The following is a 10,663-nucleotide window of genomic DNA, read 5'->3' as shown; positions in this document are numbered from 1 at the left end:
GACCGGTTCCGGGCGGGGCGGTCGGGCGGACGCGGTCCGACCGGTTCGGGGCGGCGGCGCGACGCCCGGCTCGCCACGGGGCCGTGCGCATAGGGTGGGACGGTGAGCACCGAGCACTCCCAGGCCACCCCGCCCACCGCCGCCAAGCGGCCCGTGACGCGGACCCACCACGGCATCGACTTCGTCGACGACTACGAGTGGCTGCGTGACAAGGAGTCGCCGGACACCCTGGCGTACCTCGAGGCCGAGAACGCCTACACCGACGCCGCCACCGACCACCTCGCCCCGCTGCGCGACCGCGTCTTCGCCGAGGTCAAGAACCGTGTGCAGGAGACCGACCTCTCAGTGCCGGTGCGCATGGGCGACTGGTGGTACTTCACCCGCACGGCCGAGGGCAGCCAGTACGGCGTGCACTGCCGCGCGCCGATCGCCGGTCCGGACGACTGGACCCCGCCGGCCGTCGTCGAGGGCGAGTCGACCCTCCCCGGCGAGCAGGTCGTCCTCGACGGCAACGCGCTGGCCGACGGCCACGAGTTCTTCTCCCTCGGCACCTACGACATCAGCGACGACGGCACACGCCTGGTTTACGGCATCGACGTCGAGGGCGACGAGCGGTACACCCTGCACGTGCGCGACCTGGCCTCCGGCACCGACCTGGGCGACGCCATCCCGAACACCGGGGCGGGCGCGACCTTCGACCCGGCCGGCCGGTACGTCTTCTACCCGACCGTCGACGAGTCGTGGCGTCCGGACAAGATCTGGCGGCACGCCGTCGGCACGGCAGCGTCCGACGACGTCCTGGTCTTCGAGGAGCCCGACGACCGCTACTGGGTCGGCGTCGGCGTCACCCGGTCGTCGCAGTACATCGTCATCGAGCTCGGCTCGAAGATCACGTCCGAGGCCCTGGTGCTCGACGCCGCCGACCCGACCGGCGAGTTCCAGGTCGTGTGGCCGCGACGCGACGGCGTCGAGTACGAGATCGAGCACGCCATCGTCGGCGGCAGCGACCGGTTCCTGGTGCTGCACAACGACGGTGCCGAGAACTTCGAGCTCGTCGACGTCCCCGCGGACGACCCCACGTCCGAGCGCGACCGCCGGGTCGTCGTGGCGCACCACACCGAGCGCCGCATCGAGTCCGTCGACGCCTTCGCCGGGCACCTCGCGCTCGAGTACCGCTCCGAGGCGCTCCCCCGCATCGCGATCATCCCCATCGAGGGTGACGGGTACGGCGACGCGCACGAGGTCCCCTTCGACGAAGCACTGTTCTCGGCCGGGCTCGGCGGCAACCCCGAGTGGGACCAGCCGACGCTCCGCATCGGGTTCACCTCGTTCGTCACCCCGTCCGAGGTCAGCGACCTGGACCTGGCGACCGGCGAGGTGACGGTCCTGAAGCGCCAGCCGGTGCTCGGCGGCTACGACCCCGCCGACTACGCGCAGGAGCGGGACTGGGCCACCGCGTCGGACGGCACCCGCGTGCCGATCTCGCTGGTCTGGCGCCGCGACGCCGTCGACGCGGACACCCCCTCGCCGCTCCACCTGTACGGCTACGGCTCGTACGAGCACTCGATCGACCCGGGCTTCAGCGTCATGCGCCTGTCAATGCTCGACCGCGGCGTCGTCTTCGCGGTCGCCCACGTGCGCGGTGGCGGCGAGATGGGTCGCCACTGGTACGAGAACGGCAAGACCCTGACGAAGAAGAACACGTTCACCGACTTCGTCGCGGTCGCCGACCACCTGATCGAGTCCGGCCGCACCACCGCGGACCGGCTCGTGGCCGAGGGCGGCAGCGCCGGCGGGCTGCTGATGGGTGCGGTGGCGAACATCGCACCGGACCGGTTCGCCGGGATCGTCGCCGCGGTGCCGTTCGTCGACGCGCTCACGAGCATCCTCGACCCCGACCTGCCCCTGACCGTCATCGAGTGGGACGAGTGGGGCGACCCGCTGCACGACGCCGAGGTCTACCGCTACATGAGCGAGTACACCCCGTACGAGAACGTCCGCGACGACGTGCAGTACCCGCGGATCCTCGCCGTGACGTCGATCAACGACACCCGTGTGCTCTACGTCGAGCCGGCGAAGTGGACCGCGAAGCTGCGCGAGGTCGGGGCGCCGGTGCTGCTGAAGACCGAGATGTCCGCGGGCCACGGTGGCGTGAGCGGTCGGTACGCCTCGTGGAAGGAGCGAGCGTTCGAGCTCGCTTGGCTGCTCGACGTGCTCGGGCTGGCCGACGAGGCGCCCGCCGCCTGATGACTTGGTGAGCAGAAATGGTCGGGTTACCCTCAGGCACCCGACCATTTCTGCTCACGAAGCGAACGCCCGCGGCCAGCGGCGTGCGCCTCACACGCGGTTGAGCGCGTGCACCGCCTCGTCGTAGGACTCCTCGGCCAGGCGCACCCGGTCCCCCGCGAGCACGCCGTACCCGAACGTCCCCTCGCCACCGCGTTCGGCGATCGCCGCGTTGGTCCGCAGTGCGTCGAGGGCGTGCAGCGATCGGACGCGCTCGGTCAGCACGTCGGCTGCGCTGCCGATCCGCTTCCACAGTGCGTGCGGGAACGCGTCGTCGCCGAGGACGTCCATCGCCATCCGCGCCCGCATCGTGCCCTGCCAGGCGGCTTCGGTGGTCGCACGGTCGGCGGCCTCGCGCTCGGCGGCGGTGTCCGAGGTGTCGTCGGCGACCGCGGCCCGGACGAGCTCGCGGATGTGCGGCTTCACGACGGCGCCGACGTCCTGCGCGACCTTCTTCGGCGATCGGAGCGACCACTCGGTCGGGGTCGGCCGTTCGACGGCGTCGTCGAGCGCGTCGAGCAGCTCGAGGAACGGCTCACCGTGCACGAACGCGACGACGTCCCGCACCGACTGGTCGCGGCGCTCACGGGTCGAGGCCAGGATGCGTTCGCGGGTCATGGAGTCGACCAGGTCGTCCTGCGCCGGGGTCGACGCCCGCGGCAACCGGTCGATGAGGTACTCGTTGAGTGCTGCGCGCGCGGTCACGGCAGCCAGGCCGTCGGCCGCCTCGGCGGCGCGGTCGACGGTGTCGCCGGCGGCGAACGCCGGACGGTAGGCGCCGAGGATCGAGGCGATCTCGAGGGCGGTCTCAGCCGTCTGCCGGAGGTCGGCCGCATCGCCGGAGCGGAGGCGCGATTCCTGGCCGAGCAGCGCAGCGCGCAGCTTCCGCAGCCGCTTCGCGAGGACGCGTGCGGTCGTGCCCTTGTCCGGCTTCTCCTCGGTCTGGAGGCGCGGCGCCGGTGCTCCTGCAAGCCCGCGTGCCAGCTTGGACGCGACGGCGGCGGGGCCGGCGCCGACGGCCGCGAAGCGCCCGTCGAGGGCCGCGAAGAGCTCGTGCGCCACCTGCGGGTCGACGTCGGCGACGGCCTCGACCTCGACCTCGCGCCAGGTGCGCGGCGTTTCGGGAGCGTCGTCGTCGAGGCGCTGCGCGGTCACCTGATCATCGGCGAGCTCGGCGACCTGGTCGCCGTCCTCGTCGAGCAGGCGGGTGACGGTGCGGGTGGTCGAGATGCGGACCACGGGGCGCAGGCCACGGCCGCGTCGCTCGGTGAAGAGCGCGGCGAGAACCTCGGTCGGCACCGTGTCGGCGTCGTCGGTCAGCGGGAAGTGCTGCTCGTGGCGGACCGTGTCCGACTCGGACCGCTTGATGTGCCACCCGGCGTCGGGGCCACCGGTCCGCCGGCGGACCGTGACCCGCGCCGCCACCAGGTCGTACCGCTCGGTGTCCCAGTACGTCGCATCGAGCTCGAACGGCTCCTGGTGCTCGGTGCGGAGGATGCCACCGGCGCCGACGAGATCGGGCAGGGCACCGCCCTCTGGCAGGTCGTAGGTGCGCTCGATCTCGAGGTGGGTGTCACTCACACGGTCTTGTCTACCAGGGCTTCGCCGTGCGCCTCGACCACCGCGGGCGCATCTGTGGAGAACCGTGACGCCACCACGGCTCCGACGACGGCGACCAGGAACGGGACGAGCTGCGCGATCCACGACACCAGCGCCATGACGGAGTACGGGATGCCCGTGCCGTTCGCTGCTTCCGTGAGCGGGAACACCAGGATGGCAGCGACGACGGGCAGGAGGAGGAGCGAGTACGTCCATCCCGGCCGGTGGAGCACCACGAGCCAGACCGCGAGCAGCCCAGCCGCGATGACGCCGACCTGGACCGGGGCGTACACGGGGACGTTGAGGGAACCGTTCGTGATCGCCCACCACACTGCGGTGATGGCGAACACGGCAACGGCGCCGAGGACCCGGCGGCGGCGTGCGACGTCCGACACCAGCAGGACGCTCGTTGCGACAGCGGCGCCCGGCACCACTGCGAGCCCGATCCCGACCATGTCGAAGACGAGGCGCGCCTCCGGCAGGCCGTTGTACCGCTGCAGGAGCGCGAGGACGCCCACCGAGACGACGTAGGACAGCACCGCGAGCGCGATGAGGACCGGGATCGTGCGGATGGTGTGCGGTGCAGAACGGACGGGTGTCGGCAGTGCGGTCATGGTGTCCCCCCAGGTGGAACGGTGGCCGGCGCGTCGGTGGAACAGCGCCGTGGTGAACGCGCCGAACGCGAGTGCGGTCGGTGAGAGGTCGAGTTCGTGGGCATCGCGCACGTCGGCGAGCCACTGCTCGCGGCGAGCGGCGCGGTGTGCTGCGGGTGAGACGGCGACGGCGACCCCCACGAGCGCCCGGTCGAGCGCGCTCACGAGGTCACCGGCCGGTGGGCCGAGCGAGCCGGACGAGCGGGCGTCGCGGCGGACGGACGCGCGGCGACGAGGTCGCGTGCGGCGTCGACCCCGTCCAGCGTGAACTCGTAGAGCCGACGACGCGGCCCCGGCCGGCTGGTCTCGTCGTCCCACGACGACGTGATCCACCCCTGCCGCTCGAGTCGCTCGAGGATCGGGTAGACGGTGCCGGCCTGGCGCCCGGTGGCCTTGATGACGAGCAGCCCCCATGCCGGGCCGTCGACGGTCAGCAGCGCGTCGAGCACGTCGAGCGTCGGGGCGGTGATGCGTTGGATCGGATCCATGCGGCTTAACCTAGCTATATCGGATAAGCGCGTCAAGGCCGTCCAGAAAGCGGGGTTAGCCTGGCGCCATGAGCGACACGATCACCCGCGAGCAGTTCACCCCCGAAGCCGGCGGCGTCACGATGTTCACGACCACGTGGTGCGGCTACTGCGCCCGGTTGAAGAACCAGATGACGAAGGCCGGCGTGCCCTTCACCGAGGTCGACATCGAGCAGACCCCGGGCACGGCGGAACTCGTCGCCGAGGTCAACGGCGGCAACCAGACCGTTCCGACGCTCGTGTTCCCCGACGGCAGCACCGCGACGAACCCGTCGCTGGCCGAGGTGCAGTCCCGCATCTGAGCGGCGAAGTACCGCACACACGCATCTGAGCGGCGGAGCCCCGCACAACCGAAGTCCGTCCGAACCGCGTGATCACGTGGTTCGGACGGACTTTGGTCGTGCTGAACGGGTGTGCGCCGCGCGACGCGGTCCCTAGCCCCCGAGCGCCTCGGTCAGCAGCGCGGCCATGGCGTCGAGCTGGATGTCGCCGGAGTCGACGAGTTCCTCGTCCGAACCGTCGAGCGCGCGGGCGGCCAGGGACGCCTTCGAGTCGATGAGCTCGGCGATCTTGGTGTCGATCGTCTGCGCGGCGATGATGCGCCACGCAGTGACGGGCTCTTCCTGCCCGATGCGGTGCACGCGGTCGATCGCCTGGGTCTGCTCGGCGCTCGTCCACGACAGCTCGGCGAGCACGACGTTGGACGCCACCTGCAGGTTCAGGCCCACGCCGGCCGCGGTGAGCGAGCAGACGATCACGGCGACGTCAGGGTCGTTCACGAACGAGTCGATCTGCGCCGTGCGCTGCGTGGCCGTCTGGTCGCCGCGGATCGTGGCGGTGCGCAGGCCACGTCGAGCGAAGACCTCTTCCGCCTGGTCCATCACGTCGAGGTGCTTCGCGAAGAACACAACCTTGCCGACGTTCGACGCGAGCTGCGCGGCGTAGTCCGCTGCGAGCTGGGCCTTGGCACGACCGATGCGTCGGACCATCGAGAACACGTTCTCGCCGGTCGACGAGGCGTCCTGGTCCTCGAGCTCCCAGCGGGCGACCTGCCGGACGAGCTTGTGGTCGATGCCGACGACCGGGTCCTGCCCGGTGCGGGCGTCGAGCGCCTGGTGGTACCGGCGGACGAGCTTCGCGGTGAGCTCGCGCTCGGCGTCGCGGATGGAGCGGCCCTCGTCGCCGTCGAGCTCGACGGGGATGTCGGCGATCCGGCGGGCCGGGATGTCCGCGGCGACGTCGACCTTGCGGCGTCGGACGATGCCCTGGTCGATGACGGCACGACGGGCCTCGACGAAGAAGCCCTGGTCGGCGGGGGTCAGCCCGATCTCCTCGAGCTCGTTCATGAGCTTCGCGCGGGGCTTCTTGTCGTCGATCCAGCCGAGGTACTCCCAGATGGTGCGGAAGTCCTCGACCGAGTTGATGAGCGGGGTGCCCGTCAGCGCCATGAGCAGCGGCGCTGCGGTGCGCTGCCGGATGCGGTCGGCGATCTGCAGCACGAAGCGGGCGCGCTGCGAGTCCTTGTTCTTGATGAAGTGCGCCTCGTCGACGACCATGCCCTTGAAGCCGAAGCCGCCGAGCCAGCCGGCGTGCCGGTCGAGGATCTCGTAGTTCACGATGATGATGTCGGCGAACCCGTCGAGGTCGTTGCCGTCCCCGTGGATGACGGTGGCGCGGTGGTTCGGCACCCAGCGTTCGGCTTCGCGCGCCCAGTTCGTCTTGACGACGTTCGGCACGACGACGAGCAGCGGGAACGCGTTCGCGGCGTCGGCGGCGAGCAGCGACTGCGCCGTCTTGCCGAGGCCCGGCTCGTCGGCGAGCAGGAACGTGCGGTGCCCCTGCGACGCGGCGGCGACCAGTTCGGCCTGGTGCTTCATCAGCGTGGTGCCGGAGCGGGAGTGCAGCGAGGTCGGCTCGGGCAGCGGCATCGTCGCCGCTCCCCCGCCTGCGCCGTACTCGAACGACTTGAACAGCGGACCGAAGAGCTCCCAGTTCGCCAGGCGACGCGGGTGCGCGACCGGCTGGTCGGCGAGTGCGAAGTCCGGCGGCAGGAACGGGTTGGCGAGCTGACGCTGCACGACCGCCTGCGGGGTGACCGCGCGCACCGGGGTCTCGGCGACCGGGGTGGGCTCCGCCGCGATGACGAGGTCCTCCGGCTGCAGCTCCATGCCGCCGGCGATCATCATGTCGCGCTTGACGGCGCGGGTCGCCTCGGAGACCTGCACCTCTTCCGCGAGCAGCTGGATGACGCTGGTGTCGCGGGCCGCGGTCTTCGCGAGGATCGTCGCCACGCCGTCGAGCCGCTTGAGCTGCTCGGCGCGCTGCGAGTCGGTGAGGTCGGTGTCGCCCTTCACCCGTGCGCGCTCTTCGCGCATGAGCAGTGCGACGGCCTGGAACTTCGTCCGGTTCGTCGCCTTGAGCGGTCCGCGCTGCGCCGCCGCCTCGACCTCGCGCACCGCGCGGGCGAGGACGGGGATCACGCCGTCGTTGTCCAGCGGCCTCGTCCGACGTGACGCGGTCCGCGTCCCGCCGGCAGCTCGCCGGGTGCCTGATCGAGCCAACGCTCCTCCTGTTCCGCCCACGCATCGGGGCGAGCCGCCCGTGGGGCGGAAGTCCTGCACCGGGGCCTGACACGGCTCCGGTTCGGCTGCGGGCCACCGTGGCCCACCGCATCGCCGGTCCCCGCTTCGGGACGTCCGGTGGAGTCCCGCGGACCGTTCCACCGCGAGCGCCTGCTCGGCGCCGGGTGCGACGGTCCGCGCCGGGATCCGGCGTCGTCACACGCACGTGACGCCCCCGCGGGGCGGTCACGGCCCGGTTCCCGCGTCGATCAAGTGATCGACGGCTGCGTCCGGAATCGACGCGGCACGCGGGAACGCGGTGCGTGCGCGCTCAGTTTACTCCCCGACCCCCGACAGAGGCGACTCCGCGTCGCCCGCGCGCGTCGCGCCTCCTGGAATGCCCCGTGTACCGGCCGGGAGGCACGGTGCGGGCCCGCCACGCGCCTCCCGTGCGACGCCGGTCGCGTCCACCCCGCCGACGCGACAGATCCCGGATCCCCACGCCGACCACCCCGCCAAAGCGACAGTTCCCCGCCAATGTTCCGCGCAGATCTGTCGCTTTCGCGACGGGGGCTGCGAGCCGTCAGACGCGGGGCGCGGACCGCGGGCGGACCAGGCCGGCCGCCGGCAGGACCGGAGCAGCCTCGGCCAACGCGGCCCGCGTCGCCGCGAGGAGCTGCTCGGCGGTCTGGATGCCGTTCGCGGAGCCGGTGGTCGCCTGGCCGCCGGCGTGGGCGAGCAGCTGGGCACCGATGGCGGGCCCGATGCGGTCGGCCTCGCGCGGGTTGCGGGCGACCCAGTCGCGGGCGATCGCGTCGGCGAGGCGCTCGGCCGCGGCTCCGCGGTCGGCGTCGCCGCGCGATCGGTGCCAGAGGCCGGTGACGACCAGGTGGGCGACGACCGCCCCGATGTCGCGGACCGGGAAGCCCCACCCCGCGGTGTCGATGTCCAGCAGGCCGGAGATGCGCCAGGGCTCGTCCTCGTCGACGAAGACCTGCTCGAGGTGCAGGTCGCCGTGCACGACCTGCTTCGTCGCGCTGGTCCAGCCGATCGACCGGCGGCCGATGGCGTCGTACAGGCGGTCGATCTCGTCGGCGTCCTGCGGCAACGCGGCGATGAGCGTGCGGCGGTGCCAGTCGGCGTGGTCCATCGCGTCGGCACGGGCCTGCTGGGTCATCGGGACGGTCGCGACCCGACCGCTCAGGGCGGCCAGCGACGCGACGAACCGCGGGTCGTCGGCGATGTCGAGGATGCGGCTGCCGGCCGGCACGCCGCGGATCCGCTCGAGTACGAGGAGTCCGTCGCCGCGGCTGGACAGCACGCGGGGCACCGGCAGGCCCGCCGCCACGAACTGCTCGTGCGACTTCACGATCGGCGCGACCCGGTGCGGACGGACGATCTTCAGGAACAGGGTGCGCTCGGGGGCGTCCACCCGCACCACCGCCCGCTTGCCCGGTCGGTACGCGGCCACCGTGAGCACCGGGTCGGTGACCGGCATGCCGAGCGTCGTCAGGAGCTCGGCGACCGCGTCGCGGTAGGTCACCTGCGGCAGCACCGGCAGACCCGGGTCGTTCGGGTACGCCCACACCGAGACGGGTTCGCCGGTCGCGGGATCGGTGACGATCGCACTGTTCTGGTCGTGCGCGCCGCCGGTGTCGACGTACGTCAGGACGGTGGCGCGCTGGCCGTTCCGGTCGACGGTGTCGACCTCGTAGCCGTACAGGTAGCCGTTGCCCGAGGGCTCGACGGAGTGCGCCCGTGCGGCCACGACGGAGGTCCCGGAGCCGGCGAAGGCCTGCGGGATGACGCGCTCATGGTTGGGCCACACGACATCAGTCAACCGTGTCCGGACGTTTTCGTCGCGTTCGTGCACGGCTCGGCGTGCGGGCGGTGGCTAGCGTGGTCGAGGTGAACCCGGTCGCGCGTCTCCGCAGCTCCAGTCGCACGCCGTTCCTGCAGGTCGTGAAGACCGCGGTCGCGGTCGTCGCGGCGGTGCTGCTGTGCCGGCTGCTGATCCAGGGACCGTTCCCGACCTTCGCCGCGATCGCCGCGCTGCTCGTCGTGCAGCCGAGCATCAACCAGTCGTTCGTCAAGGGCCTCGAGCGGAGCGCCGGTGTCGTGCTCGGCGTGCTGCTCGCCACCGGGTTCCACCTGCTGCTCGGCGACTCGGTGTGGGTCGTCCTGCTCGTGGTCGTGCTCGCCATCCTCATCGCCTGGGTGCTCCGGCTGACCCCGACCTCGGCCACCCAGGTCAGCATCAGCGGGATGCTCGTGCTCACCGCGGGGGTCGTCACGCCGAACTACTCGGCCGACCGGATCCTCGAGACGGTGATCGGTGCGATCGTCGCCCTCGTCGTGAACGCCCTGATCATCCCGCCGGTCCTGCTCGAGCCGGCGCACCTCGCCGTCGCCCGACTCGCCCGCGACACCGCCGTGGCCTTCGAACGCGTCGCGATCGGCCTGACCGAGGGGTGGGACCGCGACCGGTGGCAGGACGCCCTGGTGCGGGCCCGCGCGCTCCGGCAGCAGCACGCGAAGACCGAGGCATCACTGAACGCGGCCCGCGAGTCCCTGACGATGAACCCGCGTGGCGGCCGGCACCGCACGATCCTCGACCGCGACGTCGCCATCACCGAGCACCTGCGCGTCCTGGTCACGCGCGTCACCGGCATGACCCGGGCGATCCACGACAACACCGCACCAGACCTGCGCGCCGATCCGGTGGTCGGCGGCATCGCGACCGAGGTGGCCCGGATCGGCTCGGACGTCCGCGCGCTGAGCGCCCGGGTCGAGTCGACACGGCTGGACCCGTCGTTCGCCGCGGGCGCCGGTCGGGACGATGCCGGGGTGGCGACCGCGGAACCCGCGCTGACCGCGCCGATGGAGATCGTGCGACCGAACTCACGGCACTGGGTGCTCATCGGTGCCCTGCTCGAGGACGTCCGACGCGTGCGCGAGGAGCTGCTCGGCGAGGACGACTGACGTCGGTCGGTCGGTCGGTCGGTCGCGGCGTGCCAGTGCCGGCGCCGCTCGGTCG

The 10,663-nt window shown here is 72.0% G+C and carries 8 protein-coding genes; 3 read left to right on the top strand and 5 right to left on the bottom strand.

Annotated elements, in window-relative coordinates; genetic code table 11:
• Positions 1-102 precede the first annotated feature (102 nt).
• The gene (locus GVL05_RS08460) at positions 103-2,247 is read left to right on the top strand and encodes a S9 family peptidase (RefSeq protein ID WP_159572808.1); all 2,145 of its coding nucleotides are present in this window, start codon (positions 103-105) and stop codon (positions 2,245-2,247) included.
• A gap of 90 nt (positions 2,248-2,337) precedes the next feature.
• Here the strand turns inward: GVL05_RS08460 and GVL05_RS08455 are convergent, their stop codons facing one another.
• From GVL05_RS08455 to GVL05_RS08445, 3 genes are read right to left on the bottom strand one after another with little or no spacing between them, the layout of a single operon-like run.
• A complete protein-coding gene (locus GVL05_RS08455; RefSeq protein WP_159572806.1) occupies positions 2,338-3,867 on the bottom strand; it encodes a CYTH domain-containing protein in 1,530 nt (509 codons plus the stop codon).
• A complete protein-coding gene (locus tag GVL05_RS08450) occupies positions 3,864-4,703 on the bottom strand; it encodes a hypothetical protein (protein WP_159572804.1) in 840 nt (279 codons plus the stop codon). Before GVL05_RS08450 ends, GVL05_RS08455 begins: the two co-directional genes overlap by 4 nt.
• On the bottom strand, positions 4,700-5,026 hold the full coding sequence (locus tag GVL05_RS08445) for a PadR family transcriptional regulator (RefSeq protein WP_134194169.1): 327 nt from the start codon (positions 5,024-5,026) through the stop codon (positions 4,700-4,702). The genes GVL05_RS08450 and GVL05_RS08445 overlap by 4 nt, the downstream gene beginning before the upstream one ends.
• A gap of 68 nt (positions 5,027-5,094) precedes the next feature.
• Here GVL05_RS08445 and GVL05_RS08440 point away from each other — a divergent pair, with 68 nt between their 5' ends.
• Complete coding sequence (locus tag GVL05_RS08440) at positions 5,095-5,367, top strand: mycoredoxin (protein WP_123293947.1); 273 nt, start codon at positions 5,095-5,097, stop codon at positions 5,365-5,367.
• Positions 5,368-5,499: 132 nt separating this feature from the next.
• On the opposite strand, the gene GVL05_RS08435 is transcribed toward GVL05_RS08440, so the two are convergent.
• Together GVL05_RS08435 and GVL05_RS08430 are read right to left on the bottom strand one after the other, a co-directional pair.
• Positions 5,500-7,626, bottom strand: coding sequence for a DEAD/DEAH box helicase (locus GVL05_RS08435; RefSeq protein WP_165901102.1), 2,127 nt, complete (start codon positions 7,624-7,626; stop codon positions 5,500-5,502).
• 583 nt (positions 7,627-8,209) lie between these two features.
• Positions 8,210-9,454 (bottom strand): aminoglycoside phosphotransferase family protein, encoded by a 1,245-nt coding sequence (locus GVL05_RS08430; RefSeq protein ID WP_111084551.1) that lies wholly within the window; start codon positions 9,452-9,454, stop codon positions 8,210-8,212.
• Between the two features lie 80 nt (positions 9,455-9,534).
• Between GVL05_RS08430 and GVL05_RS08425 the strand changes: the two genes are divergently transcribed.
• The gene (locus tag GVL05_RS08425) at positions 9,535-10,608 is read left to right on the top strand and encodes an aromatic acid exporter family protein (RefSeq protein ID WP_159572802.1); all 1,074 of its coding nucleotides are present in this window, start codon (positions 9,535-9,537) and stop codon (positions 10,606-10,608) included.
• Positions 10,609-10,663: the final 55 nt, after the last annotated feature.

Origin of the sequence: Curtobacterium sp. 18060 (assembly GCF_902706105.1) — a bacterium.
In the GTDB taxonomy this organism is placed as follows: domain Bacteria; phylum Actinomycetota; class Actinomycetes; order Actinomycetales; family Microbacteriaceae; genus Curtobacterium.
The sequence above is the reverse complement of the archived record's forward strand: the minus strand, read 5'-3'. Positions and strand labels throughout refer to the sequence as shown.